The sequence below is a fragment of the Natrialba sp. INN-245 genome (genome assembly GCF_009807105.1).
GTDB lineage: Archaea > Halobacteriota > Halobacteria > Halobacteriales > Natrialbaceae > Natrarchaeobius > Natrarchaeobius swarupiae.
In genome coordinates this window covers 14,488-30,276 of the sequence record NZ_WUBV01000003.1, presented here as the reverse complement: position 1 = coordinate 30,276, position 15,789 = coordinate 14,488, and the positions used below count along the sequence as shown (strand labels likewise).

Sequence of the window (15,789 nt, the reverse complement as noted above, 5' to 3'; positions counted from 1 at the left end):
TGAGAGCCGTATCCGATGTCTGCTGCCTGTTCATATCGCGTCCGTTGAACGCTTCCTACGAGACAGTACCGAAATCAGATCGGGCTAAACACATACTCCGGACAAAAGGCTACGCTCAGCGCTGGATGGCCGAAACGTCGTACTCGACAACGAAGCGCTCGCTCGGCGATGCCGTGCGAGCGCTGGGCTGGTATCGACAGTTCCGTGAAATTGTCCTCATGTTCGCCATCATCAACATAGAAAAGCTCTGTGAGCCACTCTAACCATCGTTCAGCAGCTATTCAACAAAGCACTCCAAGGCTGTTTTGACGCCTCCCTGTTCGATTACTTCTTCGACGCGGGAAGGAACCAAGAGAGTCACGCCGGCACGTCGAACGACTTGACGGAATCGACGGTGTTTGGACGTCCCGGGATTCCCTGCGCTGATGAAGACATTCGTATCGACCAATGTGACGTGCTCGGGGGAGAGAGGAGATGACTCGTCCATGAGAGGGAAGGCAAATTATAATTCTGAGTTCGGAAGCGGGGCGGCCACGTCGAGGTCAGTCTCGAACTCAATGTCGCCTGCGATTTCTGGAAAGATGACATCGAAGTATGGATCGTATTCTTGCCCGACTGCGAGCGCAGGTCTCAGAGCGAGAACGATACTGATTGCCTCGCCGGTCGGAATGTCGAGTGGATCGGCAACCATCCGCTGTGTAATCTGACCTGCATAGTGTAACCCGGCCTGTCGGACTGCAGCAGCCAATTTCCCGACGCCATGTCGCTCCACGAAGTACGAGACGTCCTCATCAACCTCTTGAAGCGCGACTGCATGCAGGATTGTCGGTGTCACCACAATGCCGTCGGTCGTGATTTGCACTGGCTCCGCTGTCACTTCGACAGGTCGGTCACCTTCCAGCGTGACGATGCCGAGCGTCTCGAGCGTTTCGACGTGATCGTAGACCGTGGTCTTCGGGATCGCCAGAGCCTCCTTGATCTGTGGGCGAGTGGCTGGTCCGTAATAGCAAACGTAGACGTAGACGCGAGCAAGCTCTGGATGCTCCAACAGCCGTCCGACAGTCGCAAGCTGATTGATCCCGGCTTCGAGGTCCTGCGATGGTGTTTCTGAGACGGGACGTGGGGTCATACCCTCTAGTACGAAATCCGCGAACTTCAAACTAACCCCGCCGAGCGAACAAACAGAGACACGACCAACTTAGCGCTCTAACTAGTAGTGCCAGTCTTCAATGGCCTGTTCAGTGTCGTCGTTGGGGTCAACTGGCTCCAATTGCTCCAGTGGGACGCCGAGTTCTCGATCCATCCATTCGACCGTCACAAACATCTGACTGAGAGTTGGTCCCGTCGATGACATACCCACTACACGCACCGTTTCGCCTTCCTTTAGCGGAGATTCTTCTCGTTGTTGGACACAGCGAGCTTCGAAGGGGAAGTCAAGGAAATCACCCAGATACGCATACCAGCCCATCGACGCCTCTTCGGGGCTGTATGTATCGACGGTAATCCTCGTCTTGATTCGCTCTTCGCGTTCTTAATCTCGGCCTGATCGTGTCATGGCCCACCCCCTGCCTGGGTATGGTAGGCCTGACCGGACTTGAACTCAGTCAACTCATCGATACGAGCTTCTAGATCCTCGATCTCCTGTCGGAGTTCCTCGGCATCTTCTCCGTCTGTGGCTGCAAGTTGATCTTTCAGGCCCTGAAGGCGACTCTCTTTTCGTTCTTCGTCGACCTCCGCCTTGCGAACATACTCGCTTTCTTTGACCTCGTAGACATCGCTCTCGGAGAGTTCAGTAACATCCAGTGCGTCGTCGACTTTCTCGTGGTCCACACCAAGTACACGCTCTCGGTCGATTCCGGCTTCTTCGAGTGTTTGGAGTACCTCCTCGTCGTCTTTCAGCGCTCGATTGCGTCTCGTCGTCCGCTGAACGGACCCAAATGGTCCACTGACCAGACGATCGTGATGGAGCCGCTGTAACAGCACGTCCGCGACATCCTGACGGAGATCGTTCGCATTGCGCTGGACATCAGACAGCAACGTGTAAAGATTGACCAGCGCGTCCGAGTCTATCTCTTCGAGGACGTCTACTTCGTGGCGTTCGAGCGCGTCGACGAGCAACAATGCGTCGGCGTACACGTTCAGATCTGGCTGGGTCCGCTCTTGCTCGTCGGGCTCGGATACGTCTTCAGTATCGAGCAGCTGGCTGGTTGTCGCACCTTCTTTCTCTACGATTACGCCTTGGTCTTCGTTGATCTCGAATCGCGGATGGAGGCTCAGCACTGCCGGATACGGATCGGCGTCCGGCGGGAGTCGGTCGAGTTCGAAGTCTCCCGATTCCTCAGTGATTCGTCGATAGAGTGTTTCAAACTGGTCACGCTGGAGTGGTCGTGTCTCGTCGATCTCACGGTCGAGGAACTCGATGACAACCCGCTGTTCTTGGACGTCGGTAACGCGAAATCGGTCGTGGGATAGCGGCGTAAGCAACGTGGCCCCCTCCGAGAGATCGTCGAGTTCCTCGAGAAGCGTGTGCCACGAGACGCTGAACGGAGCCATACGTTACTACTCAGAGAGGATGCTACTAAACCGTGAGGGACAGACCGGCTCCGTCAACATTCGATTCTCATTCGTTCGCCTTCATTGTGACACATTCCTACCGAACTGCAACTGTACCGACTGACGTGGATTCAAGAGGTCCCTCCACGAACGCTCGGTATGGCCGACAATTCGGGTTCCGAAACGACGCCTTCGTTTCTCTCGTCGCTACCGGATCAACCGATCACGGACGACATCGTGAAGCAGATTGGCGAAAGCGACCACCCGAAAATCCACGGTGCAATGGGGTTTCCCGGCTCGACACCGGGCACGATCGAAGCGTTTCTCCTGAATATGGAAGGAGTGACGCACGTACTCGTGTTCGACTCGCCTGCGGAACGATGGCGGGTCTACGAGTCGTTCGACAACACCGACATGGATCATCAAGAAATGATCGATCATGCCACCGAGGTTGCGAACGACTGGTTCGCAGAGAGTCTCGCCGACCGTATTGCCACTGCAGAGGACCCGATTCAGGACCATGAAAGTGCGCTACTACGCAGACGCGGAGATACGAGAGATGCACAACCACGCGATACGTCTACTAGCGCAGCTTCATGACGAGCACGACATTACCGTCGAGATCGATCGGATCGACGAACAGCACGATCCGATTACTGACTTCCCCGGTGAAGTACGGCGTCTCTCAGCTGAAGAGGTCTACGAGCGCGATCTCAAACGCAATCGTGCCCTGAACGCGGTCATCGAACAGACGCCGTCGAAAGCCTTCAAACACTACGGGAAACTCGACATCGCTGGGAACGTCGCCGTCGTTGATGAGGAGGGAACCGTCCAGTGGGCCTCAACCCTTCCAGGTTATGCGGACGGGTACGGACCAGGAGCCGAATCAGAGACAGCAATGGGTTTTCTCGAAGATGTCGCTACGTCACCAAGTAACCGCATCTGTGTCGAGTGTTTGCATCTATTGGACGGCGGTGAGAACTTCTGTCCGAACTGTGGACACGATCTTCCGTAGAAGAGATTGCTGTCTCAGTATGCGTGATTTTCTCCAAAAGGAAACCAACAACACTGCGTTCTCGAGGCCAGATGCCAACCTTACGGCTTCAGCGTTTTGCAGTTTTGTTTTACAAAATCTGTGATGGGCGCTGCAGGATTGTGAACCACGCCGAGACGGTCGCTCACGACGTTCGCGCTGCGTCTCGTCTCGTTCAAACCCTTCGCGATGCAGTCTCCGTCGGTCACGATTTTGTTCGCGACAGAAACATGGGCGCTGCAGGATTTGAACCCGCGGCAACTTGGTCCGAAGCCAAGCACTCTGTCCAGACTGAGCTAAGCGCCCTCACTAGTTCGTTTCCTTCGACCCCGTATAAGTCACTCGGTTTCAGCCTCTTTCGTCACCGATCGACACACCGCGGACAGTCACCCTCGAGTGGTCGATTCCCAGCGGCTGAAAATGACGGGAAAGGGTCTTTGTGTCCGGGTTCCTACCTTCGAATACGCTATGAGAGTGAACGACGCGCCCGTTCAATCGGACGGCAAGTCCGGCGACGAACAGCTCGAGTTGCTCACTGACGACGAGGGGGTCTGGACCGCCGTTCCGGTCGACGCCTCCGGTGAGGAGCGGGTGAGCAAGTGGCTCTCGATCGACGGCGACTCGATCTGTGATCTCGAGGAGTGGCGCTGATCCGCTGTCGGTAGCACAGGAACCGGTATTGTTCGGAGTTCGTCGGACATCCGCCGGCGATCGTACCGTTTAACCGCCAGCGCTGAGCACACCCAGTTGATGACAGCGGGCGAGACGGTACGTGGGCTGGTCGAGTTGACCCGGCCGGTGAACGTAATCGCGGCGAGTGTGTTGACGTTCATCGGCGCGTTCGTCGCTGGTGGGGATCTCGCACAGTTCGACGTGGTGGCGGCAGTCGCCGCAACTGGGTTGGCAGTGGGTGCCGGGAACGCAATCAACGACTACTTCGATCGTGAGATCGACCGGATCAACCAGCCGGATCGGGCGATCCCTCGGGGGGCAGTGAGTCCACGGACAGCGCTGGTGTTCAGTGTCTTTCTCTTCGGAATGGCCGTGGCGCTGGCACTGATGTTGCCGTGGCAGGCGCTCGCCATCGCAGCGATTAACCTCGTCGCGCTCGTCGCGTATACGGAATTCTTCAAGGGGTTGCCCGGCGTGGGAAACGCACTCGTCGCATATCTGGTCGGGAGCACGTTCCTGTTCGGAGCCGCGGCAGTCGAGCGAATCGAACCGTCGGTCGTCCTGTTCGTGTTGGCGGCGATCGCGACTCTGACACGAGAGATCGTCAAGGATGTCGAGGACGTCGAGGGTGATCGCGAGGAGGGATTGAACACCCTCCCGATTGCGATCGGCGAACGTCGAGCGCTTCAGGTCGCGGCGGCGTTGCTCGTGGCCGGGGTCCTCGCCAGTCCGGTGCCGTACGTGCTTGGGTACTTCGGGATTGCGTACCTCGTTCTCGTGATCCCCGCCGACGCGATCATGGTGTACGCTGCGTACGAAAGTTTCGACGATCCGACGGCGGGCCAGTCGAAGCTCAAGTACGGAATGTTTCTGGCAGCGCTTGCGTTCGTCGTCGGACGGGCAGTTCTGGCGTTTGGAGTGACCTGATACGGTTTACTGTCCGTATGGGCTGGCATCTCGTGGCGAGAGTTTCATCTGGACTGGTAGCGTTCGGTACCAGTGATCGTTCGAGCGGGTACAGTAATCACCAGTCATCGACACAGCAGTTGGTATCAACGACGGAATCGGTACGGTCAGTACGATTCGAAATTACCGAGTACAACGGCCCGATAATCAAAAATACTATAAGCAGGATACGACATTTTCTTACCAGACGTGTACAGGGACGACGGTGTGATTCGTCCGCCACCGCAACTGTGCATGGATGTGAATAATTGGCATGTATGACCTCGTAGATGTCGTTCCTGACGCCGAGATCGATCCGGGGACGAACGTTCTCATCGCGGGCCCACCCATGACCGGGAAACGTCGAATCGCGTTCGACGTCCTAAAAAGCGGCACGAATCGTGGTGACGGGTCGATCATCGTCACGACGAAAGACAGTGCGGAGAAGGTACTCGAAGAGTTTACGGACACGATCGACACGGACAACGCCAACATCGGCGTCGTCGACTGTGTGACGAAACAGCGGGGAATGGGGACGATCGACGACGATCCACGGATCAAGTACACCTCGTCACCGATCGATATGACGGGGATCGGAATCAAACTCTCCGAGTTTCTCCAGGAGTTCTACGAGGACCGAAACGTAACCGAAAACCGAGTGCTCATGCACTCGGTGTCGACGCTGCTCATGTACTCGGATCTGCAGACGGTTTTTCGGTTCCTTCACGTGTTCACGGGTCGGATCCAGAGCGCGGACGCGCTGGGCGTCTACGTCATCGATTCGACAGCCCACGACACCCAGACGATGAATACGCTCAAGCAGTTGTTCGACGGCATCATCGAAATCGAAGAGAGTGACGGTGACGAGCCAGAGATCACGACTGCTGGACTCTCTATCTAAGTGTATCGATTATCGGGTACTCCGCTGACCGTTAGACCGCCGAAAACTTCTCTCTGGGCTACGTACGGCTGCGTATGACGATCGAATCCGACGAAGAGCTTCGAGATGTCCTGTCAGCCGAGACCATCGCCGTCGTCGGGTGCTCGAGTACACCGGGGAAAGCAGCCCACGACGTTCCGGCGTATCTTCGCCGGCAGGGGTACGACGTAATTCCGGTCAACCCGTTTGCCGACGAGATTTTCGACCGGTCAGTTCCTAATACGCTTGCGGACGTCGAGGAAGATGTCGACATCGTCTGCATCTTCCGCCCGAGCGGGGAGGTCAGCGAAATCGTCGACGATGCACTCGAGCGAGACGACGTCCGGGCGATCTGGACCCAGCAAGGAATTCGTGATGACGAGGCGGCCAAGCGAGCCGAACGCGACGGCCGCAACGTCGTCCAGGATCGATGTATGAAAGTCGAACACCGGCGTCTCTCTGGCTGAGGCCGATTGCTCTCCCACCATCTTGTCGCGATCGGTCGCTGTACCGTGATCGGCCCGTATAGACTCACAGTAGTCCGTATTTGGGGGTTCGTACCCACATTCTGTTCGTCTCATCAGGTGGGTACTAGATATGATTACTACTCAAATAAGTAATTTTGATAATTAGGATCACCAGAGATTTATAGCCGACTGTTGGAGGATCTACCAGATGATTCCGATCGACGATTCCCCGATCGTGCGCGATGGAAAGTCACTGATTCTGGCGATGGATCACGGCCTCGAGCACGGACCGGTCGATTTCGAAGAGGTTCCGCAAAAACTCGACCCGTCGACGGTCTTCGAGACGGCAACCCACGATGCGGTCACTGCGATGGCTGTCCAGAAGGGGATCGCCGAGGGGTACTATCCGAGCTACGAGGACGACGTCAACCTCCTGTTGAAGGTCAACGGGACCTCGAATCTCTGGATGGGTGAGTACGACTCGGCGGTCAACTGCTCGGTCGACTACGCGGCCGAGATCGGCGCCGACGCCGTCGGCTTTACCCTCTATGGTGGCTCGAACCACGAGGTCGAGATGGCCGAGGAGTTCCGCGACGTCCAGGAGGACGCCCGCGAACACGATCTCCCCGTCGTCATGTGGTCGTATCCCCGCGGCCAGGGCCTCAAAAACGACACCAAGCCAGAGGTCATCTCCTATGCGACTCGCCTCGGCCTCGAGTTAGGTGCCGACATCGCGAAGGTCAAGTATCCCGGCAGTCCCGACGCGATGGAACACGCCTGTAAGGCCGCCGGCGACATGAAGGTCGTCATGAGCGGAGGGTCCAAAACGTCGGACTACGAGTTCCTCTCGACCGTCGAGGCCGCTGTTCAGGCCGGCGCGAAAGGGCTTGCAGTCGGACGAAACGTCTGGCAGCGCGAGGACCCGACCCGAATCCTCGACGCCCTCGAGAAGGTTATCTACGAGGAAGAACCCGCCGAGGACGCACTCGAGGCAACCGAATAGATGACTGTCGCCGATCCCGACCCCAGGACAGAGGACGATCCGGTCGAGGTCGTCGTTGCCACGATCGCTCGCTCGGCGGTCGAGATCCGTCAGGGGCTGGTCGGTCGACGGAGTGACGCCGATCAGGAGAACCCGAGCGGCGAAACGCAGGTCGAGGCTGACGTCTGGGCCGACGAGTTGCTTGCAGACCGTCTGACGTCGATCGACGGCGTCGCCCAGTACGCAAGCGAGGAGCGATCGGAGATCATCGACTGCGAGGACGAGGCCTACTGCGTCGCCGTCGACCCTCTCGACGGCTCCTCGAACCTCAAGTCGAACAACACGATGGGGACGGTGTTTGGCATCTACGACGAACCGCTCCCCGCACCGGGTTCCGCACTCGTCGCGGCGGGGTTCGTCCTCTACGGGCCGATCACGACGATGGCCTACGCCCGTGACGGAACGGTCACGAAGTACGAACTCACCGGCGGTGAGCGGTCCGTCGTCGAGGAGGACGTGGCTCTGCCCGACGATCCGCTCGTCTACGGCTTCGGGGGACGTGTCCCTCACTGGAGCGACGACTTCCGAGAGTACGCCCGCGGGATCGAGTCCAACCCCGATCACAAGCTACGATACGGCGGTGCGATGATCGGTGACGTCAATCAGGTGCTGACCTATGGCGGGATCTTCGCTTACCCCGCACTCGAGGACAGTCCCCGCGGGAAACTCCGCCTCCAGTTCGAAGGGAACCCGATCGCGTACGTGATCGAGTCTGCCGGCGGCCGCTCCTCGGACGGCACCCAGTCGATCCTCGAGATCGACCCGGAGATCGTCCACGAGCGCGTCCCGCTCCACGTCGGCAACGCCGACCTGATCGAGCGCCTCGAGTCAGCACTCGCGTAAGCGATCCGGTCGGTCGACGGTCGCTCCCATCACGGTCTCCGTCCGCCGACCACACCACGTTCGCGTCCACCACTCCGTGTTCCGCAGCCGTCGCGAGGCCGTGTCCGGGTAACTGTGTAGCTACCTCGAGGCACTCGGCCTGGGCCGCCTGGTGAAGACAGACAATAACGGCGCTGTATCCCGTGCCGAGGTTCGATCGCCTGGACACGCGTAGGTTAAGCATCTGCTACACGCGCTAATCATATATCCTGCTCCATAGAGCTACAGGCTATGCCTCGTTCGTCCCCATCCTCCGACGATTCGTCCGCAGATTCCGAACCAGGCAGCGCAGACGCTGGCGACTCACTGTACTCAACACTGCCCACGACACGCCGGCAGTATCTCGCGATAACAGGCGTCGGGCTCTCTGCGGCCGCTGCTGGGTGTGCGTCTACCGGTTCCGATGGGGCGACACCAAAGTCCAAATCCTCGGTGACGACCGATGAACCGTCCGACGATCGGGGGATCACCGAGACTGGCACAGAAGGCGACGAAAACGAGACGGCGACCGACGAAAACGAACCGGAAACCGTCGACGACCTCCCCCTCTTCGACGCCCACACACACGTTATCCCGACGGAAGCCCGGGGTCGGGACCCCCTCTTCGCCGAGCAGCTCGTCGAGTGGATGGATACCAACGGCGTCGATCGAGCGGTCGTCCTCGCGTTCGATGCTCCCGAGGCGTATCCGGTCCGAGCGCCGAGCGAGTGGGTACTTGACGAGGTCGATTCGTATCCCGATCGGCTCGTTCCCTTCTGTACGATCGATCCGCGAGACGTCGACGAAACGGACGCCGCCGCCCGCCTCGAGCACTACATCGACCGCGGTGCTCGTGGATTCGGCGAACTCAAAATGGAGATGGATATGGACGACGACCGCCTCGAACTCCTGTACGAGCTCTGTGCGACCTACGAGTTGCCGATTCTCTTTCACACCGACCGACAGATGTTGCGGGACGAGGTCGGCCTCCCCCGACTCGAGAACGTACTGGCGTCGTATCCCGAGGTCGATTTCGTCGCACACGCTCACGGCTGGTGGTCGCATATGTCCGCGGACGTCGAGGCGCTTGATCTCGGACGGATTCCGGAGGGGCCGATCGAAGCTCCCGGCCGCGTCTGGGAGTTACTCGCGGAGTACGACAACATCTACGGAGACATCTCTACGCTTGGAGGGTGGAACGCGCTCACCCGCGACGAAGCGTACGGACAGACGTTCCTCGAGAGACACCACGATCAACTCGTCTTCGGCACCGACTATCTCTTTCCCGGCCACCAGATTCCACACTTTGCCCTGTTCGAACAGTTCGATCTCGAGCTCGATGCGTGGGCGAATATTCGGCATCGAAACATCGAGAACCTGCTACGCTGAACCGTCGTTCGCTGTCCTGATCGACTATCGACGTCTCGGTCACTCACGACTGAGTCGTGGCTTCCTCTCTGGGAATTGAGCCACGCCTCGGAGGAGAGTCGCGTTACGTATTCAGCGATCCTCCGCGTTGAGGTGCTAATCCCGCTGAGCGCGGCCTCGGGTCCACGGTGCGGTCACGTTGACGTAAACGATCACTCCGACGACGAGCGCCACGTAGAACGCCCACCGCGGCCAGGTTCGCCCGAGAAAGAGAAGGGCCAAGAACAGGACCCAGAGCGCGATCACGACTGCGTCGAGAACGAGGCGGGTGCCGACGCCGAGTGTGTTTACGATGCCATCCGACGCGTCACTCGAGCCGTCCTGTCGATAACCTCCGGTCTCCGCATCCGCTTTTTTTGATTCGGCGGTATCTCGCCCGGTTTCGCCGCTGGTCGGTTCAGGCGTGCGCTCGTTCCCGTCACTGGCCGGCTCCGAACTGTGGGCTGGGCTGGCGGCTTCGGACGCCGAATCGCTCGACCGATCGTCGTGTTTTGCCATGTATCTAGAAGTGATAGCCGTGCTGTTCGGTCAGCCTGTACGCCGACACTCCCCAGACGTAGCTCTGACCCGGCCACCAGGTGCGAGCGTTGTTGAACCCAGCGATGAGAACGTCACCGTCTTCGCCCTCTGGATCGGGATGGTAGCTCACCGAGCCGCTGTCCCCGTCGGTGAGATCCATCTCTCCGCCCCAGCGGATCTGCCCCCGACGACAGAAGTCGTCGGTAAAGCAGGTAACGGCGTCGATCCCCTGAATCCGCCCCGTCGTGTGGCCGGTGAGCGCACCCACCTTCTCGAGTTCCTCATCTCGGGCGATGAGGTCGGCGAGCCCGTACTTGGTGTATTGCCCTCGGACTCGCGCGACCGAGGGGGCAACGATCCGACTCGAGGGGAGTACTCCGCCGTTCGGTTCGACGACCGCGACGTCTTCGATCGGATGGGACTGGACGACGGTTCCTAACTCGAGGGTTTCACCGCTGCCGATCGGAAGCCCGAGCGTCTCGCCGTCGAGCGTCGACGTTGATTTAAACGCGTGTTCGGCGGTGGCGAACAACGGCCCGTTCGCGTTGGGGTGGTACAATGCGGGGGCCAGTGTCGCCACACTCGACGGCGTCTCACAAGCGAATCCGCTGGGGACATCTCCGTCGGGAAGCCGCTCCATCAGTCGCGGTTCGGTAAAATCCGGGCCGTCTTCCATCCGCTCGAGGCGAATAATACCCTCCGTGTCGATCGAGACCTCATCGGCGAACTCCTCGATCATCTCGGGAATCGACTGACCCTCGCTGGAGACGCCGATCGAGACGCTCGCGGTCGCGCTGTCGTAGTCACCCGGGACGACAGCGCTGCCGAGATACCCGGTAAATCCGACCCGGGCCAGCAACTCGTTGAGTTCGAACGCCTTCTCGACGGCGGCGTACCACTCGGCCGAAACGGAACGGGTTCGCTCCCGGAGCGAAGACGGATCGTCGGGGTCGTCTCTGACGAGCGCCGTGACGATCGGCACCTCGCCGTCGTCGACGCCGAGAAAGTCCTCGACGCCGAGGAGGTGGGCGACGCCGACGGCGTACCCACTCGTCGCGACGGTTCGGAGGAACTCGCGACGGTCCATTCCCGACTCGAGGCGGGTACGAAGCGTCGTGAGACGATGGACGAGTCGCTCCATTTGATTCTCAGGTTCGGCGTCGAACCGGCGCTGTCCCCAACTGTGTCTCGGTCGACCAAAGCTAACGTTTACGTACACGGAGAGAGTCGTTCGCTATCCTACTAGGAGGGGAAGTTGGGCGAAGGGCGTTCTGCCTGCAACTGCCGCCGGACGTGTCGTCGACGGCCACCGCCGTGACATCGACGGACGTCACTATCGAAGACAGTGACGGTGGTCAGCTTTCGCTCGCGGACGAGCGGCGAGCAGCGTTGGACTGGCCACTCGAGTACGGTCGGTGTGGATCAGTTCGACGACGAACATATTTGCGGATTGCTGCACCGTGTTACCGCTGAAATCGCAGACGTGTCGCGGGTTCGGCGGTACCGATTGAGAGGAAACCGTATAATAGCTGAACCACTGAACGCAAGCGTTGGTGTACGTCATCCGACAACGATCTATCGTCTCCGTGTTGGTGACCACGGAGGCACGGTCCACTCTCTGGAGGCCCCGCGCCACGCCCGACATCCCCTCTTTCCCCACCGCTCCGATGGGGACCGACCACAGTGATGGAGTCGCGCGGGCCACTCCCCTCTCCGCCCCACGCGCCGCCGACGGGTCGCCCACATCCACGATCTGACGCGTCCGCCCTCGATTGGTCCTCGCTGACCGCCAGGTCGCTGACAGTGCAACCATTTTGCCACCGTATCACGGTCCGATCCGCGCTGGGTTTTTGTCTCTCTCCATCGACCAACTGTTATGAACGTTCGAATCGCCGGGGAGGCGACGGACGACGAAGCATCGGCCGTCGCCGCCGCGTTGGCCGAACACGTCGGCGACACCGTCGAAGTGTACGTCGGCGACGACGACGAGCCGGCGGTCGTCCACGAGTTCGACGACGAGTCGGCGAGCCCCTCACCAGCCGACCGGACGGCATCGGAGACCGACGAACTCGAGCCGACCGAGCGCGAACGACGGCTTCGTGAGGAGATCGCCGACATCTACGAGGGCGGTCCCGAACGGTACCGGGAGCAACTCGAGGAGGGGGAGAAACTGTTCGTCCGCGACCGACTCGAGTTGTGGTTCGGCGATGACGGGAACGAATTGCTCTTCGAGGATGGGCGCTTTGCGGCGTTCGACGACTGGCATCCCGAGGGCGTCGGTGAGGAGACGGACGACCGGCTGCCGGCGGACGGACTCATCACGGGCGCGGCGACGTTCGAGGGTCGGGACGTTCACTTCATGGCCAACGACTACACGGTCAAACGCGGCAGCATGGCCGCAAAGGGCGTCGAGAAGTTCCTCCGGATGCAACAGCGAGCCCTGAAGACCGGTCGGCCGGTGTTCTATCTGATGGACTCCTCGGGGGGTCGAATCGACCAGCAGACCGGCTTTTTCGCCAATCGCGAGGGGATCGGTAAGTACTACTACAACCACTCGATGCTCTCCGGTCGCGTCCCCCAGATCTGCGTGCTCTACGGGCCGTGTATCGCCGGCGCGGCGTACACGCCGGTCTTCGCCGACTTCACGATCATGGTCGAGAACATGTCGGCGATGGCGATCGCCTCGCCACGGATGGTACAGATGGTGACCGGCGAGGAGATCGACCTCGAGGCGCTGGGCGGCCCCCAGGTCCACGCCCGGGAGTCAGGCTCGGCGGACCTGGTCGCCGAAGACGAAGAACACGCCCGCGAACTCGTCGCGCAGTTGATCAGCTACCTCCCGGACAACGCCGACGAGACGCCGCCACGCGGCGAACCGACGCCGCCCGATCGTTCGCCGGCAGGAATCGACGCCGTCGTCCCACAGCACCCAAACGAGGGATACGACGTGCTGGACGTCGTCGAGCGGGTCGTCGATGGCGGCACCTACTTCGAGTTACGCCCCGATTACGGCGCGGAGATCCTCACCGCGTTCGCCCGGATCGACGGCCGCCCGATCGGCATCGTCGCCAATCAACCGGCCCACCGTGCGGGGGCGATCTTTCCCGACGCCGCCGAGAAGGCGGCGGAGTTTATCTGGACGTGTGACGCGTTCAACGTCCCGCTGCTCTACCTCTGTGACACCCCCGGATTCATGGCCGGTTCGCAGGTCGAGACGGAGGGAATCCTCGAGGCGGGCAAGAAGATGATCTACGCGACGTCGTCGGCGACGGTGCCGAAACAGACGGTCGTCGTCCGCAAGGCCTACGGCGCGGGGATCTACGCGATGGGGGGTCCGGCGTACGATCCCGAGAGCGTCCTCGGCCTCCCGTCCGGCGAGATCGCAATCATGGGTCCCGAGGCGGCGGTCAACGCCGTCTACGCCCGCAAACTTTCCGAGATCGACGACCCCGAAAAACGGGAGCGACGCGAGCGCGAACTGCGCGAGGAGTACCGCGAGGACATCGACGTCCATCGGATGGCCAGCGAGGTCGTCATCGACGAAATCGTTCCGCCGAGTGAGCTCCGCGAGGAGCTGGCCGCACGCTTTGCGTTCTACGAGGACGTCGAGAAATCACTCCCGCGGAAGAAACACGGCACGGTCATTTAACTCGAGACGCCGCCCTCCCGTATCCCGAGCGGATCGCTCGAGACGAGTTCGTCGACGACCCCGTCGCCGGCGCGGGCGGCGTTTTCGATCGCGAGCGCCAGACTCGCCTCGTTCCCGTCGAAGCTCTCCTCGACGGATTCGCCCGGCGACGGCCGGTCGTAGTTCGCGATCGCACGCACGCTCACGTAGCGCTCGAGTAGACCGAATCGCTCGAGTGCGGTCGCCGTCGCGGCGTCTTCCATCTGCGTCGTCACGTAGGGATCGACGCCGTAGCGTTCACAGAGGTGGTCGACCTCCCGCGCGTAGCGCTCGCCGTGCCAGAACTCGTCGCCTGTAACGGTCGTTCCGACGCCGACGATCGGGCCGGTTTCCGGCGCGTCCGGGTACCGGCGCTGGTAGGCGAGCGTTTCGTCGGTCTCGACAAGCGCGACGGATCGGGCCCCGCGGAGACCGGTTTCGACGACCCGGTCGTCGAGATGGGAGACGTAATCGCGAGGGCGGTACGCGAGGAGGTCGATCGTTTCAAATTCGGCGGCGTCACCGTCGTCGGCTCCGGCGACGGACTCCGCATCGCGGTCCCAGCGGTGTTTTCGATCCCAGTCGACGACGACGTCGGCGATCGCGACGGAGCCGAGCGCGGCCGTGGCCGGCGACGCCCCGGCGATTCCACAGGAGACGACGTACGCCGACTCGAGATCGATGGCCGGGTTCGCGAGCAACGCGGTCACGGTCGTGGCCGCGTCGCTCTTGCCGATTCCCGTCGTCGTGATCGCGACCCCGCCCGGTGTGAGATATAGCGGCGTGTCGGCACCCGGAATCTCGTAGGCGGCCTCGAGTTCTCGGCGCTCGAGCCAGGGTCGGCGTTCGTCGAGCGGCTCCTCGGCGACCGCCGGGAGGACGAGCGCGGAGGGCTGGACCGGGTCGTCGGGGTCCGCCGGTCGGAGGGTCGGACGGTCCCGATTGGCGCTCGGGTCGGCCTCGGTCGCGCCACCGGTCGTGGTCGGATCGTCGCTCATGACCACGACCGCGTGGGGTAAACGGAAAGAATTTCGGACCGCCACTCCCTCGGTCGGCCCGTGACCGACGGCGAACGGCTCACGATCGACGACGAGATCCTGGCCAGGGCGCGGATTCACGCCCGGGGCGTCAGCCGCGAGTACGACCTCGAGGTCGACCTCGGGGCCCTCGAGTGGTCGGTCTCGGCGCGGGCGAAACGCCGGGCGGGTGCCTGTCGGTGGAATACACGCCATGAAGTGGCGACGATCGTCCTCACGCGGCTGGCCTACGAGCGCTACGAGTGGGAGGAGTTCGCCGCGGTCGTCAGACACGAACTCGTCCACGCCTGGGAGTTCCAGCAGTTTGGCGAATCGGGTCACGGTTCCCGCTTTCGCGAGAAGGCTGCGACGCTCGACGCGCCGCGTCACTGCCGGTCGTTCGCCGAGCCGAGATACGTCCTCCGGTGTCTCGAGACCGACTGCGAGTGGACGGCGACGCGCCACCGGGCCTCGAAGCCGGTGACCGCCCCCGGTCGATACCGGTGTGGCTGCTGTGGTGGATCGTACGAGGTCGAACACGCCGACAGCGGCCGGGCGTGGACCTCCTCGAGTGGTTACGGCGGCGCGAAGTCGGCACTCGGAGAGGAGTGGTAGTCGCCTGTCGCGACAGCCGCGATCACCGCCCAGAACCACCGCGAACGGGGTG

General features: G+C 61.1%; 17 protein-coding genes, 1 tRNA gene and 1 pseudogene. 12 read left to right on the top strand and 7 right to left on the bottom strand.

Annotated features, from left to right (window positions below):
- Window positions 1-263, top strand: a pseudogene (locus GRS80_RS00745) (hypothetical protein); the annotation flags it as partial.
- A gap of 239 nt (window positions 264-502) precedes the next feature.
- Here GRS80_RS00745 and GRS80_RS00740 read toward each other — a convergent pair.
- From GRS80_RS00740 to GRS80_RS00730, 3 genes are all read right to left on the bottom strand, one after another.
- Window positions 503-1,129, bottom strand: coding sequence for a helix-turn-helix domain-containing protein (locus GRS80_RS00740; RefSeq protein ID WP_160045880.1), 627 nt, complete (start codon window positions 1,127-1,129; stop codon window positions 503-505).
- An 81-nt stretch (window positions 1,130-1,210) separates the two neighbouring features.
- On the bottom strand, window positions 1,211-1,516 hold the full coding sequence (locus tag GRS80_RS00735) for a calcium-binding protein (protein ID WP_343161395.1): 306 nt from the start codon (window positions 1,514-1,516) through the stop codon (window positions 1,211-1,213).
- 35 nt (window positions 1,517-1,551) lie between these two features.
- Complete coding sequence (locus GRS80_RS00730; RefSeq protein WP_160045879.1) at window positions 1,552-2,553, bottom strand: hypothetical protein; 1,002 nt, start codon at window positions 2,551-2,553, stop codon at window positions 1,552-1,554.
- Between the two features lie 159 nt (window positions 2,554-2,712).
- Between GRS80_RS00730 and GRS80_RS00725 the strand changes: the two genes are divergently transcribed.
- A complete protein-coding gene (locus GRS80_RS00725) occupies window positions 2,713-3,153 on the top strand; it encodes a hypothetical protein (protein WP_200840295.1) in 441 nt (146 codons plus the stop codon).
- The gene (locus GRS80_RS00720; protein WP_235019595.1) at window positions 3,113-3,568 is read left to right on the top strand and encodes a zinc ribbon domain-containing protein; all 456 of its coding nucleotides are present in this window, start codon (window positions 3,113-3,115) and stop codon (window positions 3,566-3,568) included. The genes GRS80_RS00725 and GRS80_RS00720 overlap by 41 nt, the downstream gene beginning before the upstream one ends.
- A 249-nt stretch (window positions 3,569-3,817) precedes the next feature.
- On the opposite strand, the gene GRS80_RS00715 is transcribed toward GRS80_RS00720, so the two are convergent.
- Window positions 3,818-3,892: transfer RNA gene (locus GRS80_RS00715), tRNA-Arg, on the bottom strand.
- Window positions 3,893-4,054: 162 nt separating this feature from the next.
- Between GRS80_RS00715 and GRS80_RS00710 the strand changes: the two genes are divergently transcribed.
- The 7 genes from GRS80_RS00710 (at window position 4,055) to GRS80_RS00680 (ending at window position 9,881) form a co-directional block, all read left to right on the top strand.
- Entirely contained in the window at window positions 4,055-4,237 is a 183-nt protein-coding gene (locus tag GRS80_RS00710; protein ID WP_160045877.1) for a hypothetical protein, read from the top strand.
- 99 nt (window positions 4,238-4,336) lie between these two features.
- On the top strand, window positions 4,337-5,185 hold the full coding sequence (locus GRS80_RS00705; protein WP_160045876.1) for a geranylgeranylglycerol-phosphate geranylgeranyltransferase: 849 nt from the start codon (window positions 4,337-4,339) through the stop codon (window positions 5,183-5,185).
- Window positions 5,186-5,477: 292 nt separating this feature from the next.
- Window positions 5,478-6,104 (top strand): recombinase RecA, encoded by a 627-nt coding sequence (locus GRS80_RS00700; RefSeq protein ID WP_160045875.1) that lies wholly within the window; start codon window positions 5,478-5,480, stop codon window positions 6,102-6,104.
- Between the two features lie 74 nt (window positions 6,105-6,178).
- Window positions 6,179-6,589 (top strand): CoA-binding protein, encoded by a 411-nt coding sequence (locus tag GRS80_RS00695; protein WP_160045874.1) that lies wholly within the window; start codon window positions 6,179-6,181, stop codon window positions 6,587-6,589.
- A 208-nt stretch (window positions 6,590-6,797) separates the two neighbouring features.
- Window positions 6,798-7,592: a class I fructose-bisphosphate aldolase gene (locus tag GRS80_RS00690; protein ID WP_160045873.1), complete on the top strand. Its 795-nt coding sequence runs from the start codon at window positions 6,798-6,800 to the stop codon at window positions 7,590-7,592.
- A complete protein-coding gene (locus tag GRS80_RS00685) occupies window positions 7,593-8,474 on the top strand; it encodes a class 1 fructose-bisphosphatase (RefSeq protein ID WP_160045871.1) in 882 nt (293 codons plus the stop codon). It begins immediately after the preceding gene.
- Between the two features lie 270 nt (window positions 8,475-8,744).
- Window positions 8,745-9,881 (top strand): amidohydrolase family protein, encoded by a 1,137-nt coding sequence (locus GRS80_RS00680; RefSeq protein WP_160045869.1) that lies wholly within the window; start codon window positions 8,745-8,747, stop codon window positions 9,879-9,881.
- A gap of 135 nt (window positions 9,882-10,016) precedes the next feature.
- Here the strand turns inward: GRS80_RS00680 and GRS80_RS21030 are convergent, their stop codons facing one another.
- Both GRS80_RS21030 and GRS80_RS00670 read right to left on the bottom strand, forming a co-directional pair.
- Entirely contained in the window at window positions 10,017-10,418 is a 402-nt protein-coding gene (locus GRS80_RS21030; protein ID WP_343161394.1) for a hypothetical protein, read from the bottom strand.
- Between the two features lie 4 nt (window positions 10,419-10,422).
- Window positions 10,423-11,580: a hypothetical protein gene (locus tag GRS80_RS00670; RefSeq protein ID WP_160045868.1), complete on the bottom strand. Its 1,158-nt coding sequence runs from the start codon at window positions 11,578-11,580 to the stop codon at window positions 10,423-10,425.
- Window positions 11,581-12,315: 735 nt separating this feature from the next.
- On the opposite strand from GRS80_RS00670, the gene GRS80_RS00665 reads away from it, so the two are divergent.
- A complete protein-coding gene (locus GRS80_RS00665; protein ID WP_160045867.1) occupies window positions 12,316-14,088 on the top strand; it encodes an acyl-CoA carboxylase subunit beta in 1,773 nt (590 codons plus the stop codon).
- On the opposite strand, the gene GRS80_RS00660 is transcribed toward GRS80_RS00665, so the two are convergent.
- On the bottom strand, window positions 14,085-15,104 hold the full coding sequence (locus GRS80_RS00660) for a phosphorylase (RefSeq protein ID WP_160045866.1): 1,020 nt from the start codon (window positions 15,102-15,104) through the stop codon (window positions 14,085-14,087). The genes GRS80_RS00665 and GRS80_RS00660 overlap by 4 nt on opposite strands.
- 60 nt (window positions 15,105-15,164) lie before the next feature.
- Between GRS80_RS00660 and GRS80_RS00655 the strand changes: the two genes are divergently transcribed.
- Window positions 15,165-15,737 (top strand): SprT-like domain-containing protein, encoded by a 573-nt coding sequence (locus tag GRS80_RS00655; RefSeq protein WP_343161393.1) that lies wholly within the window; start codon window positions 15,165-15,167, stop codon window positions 15,735-15,737.
- The last annotated feature ends 52 nt before the right edge of the window (window positions 15,738-15,789 follow it).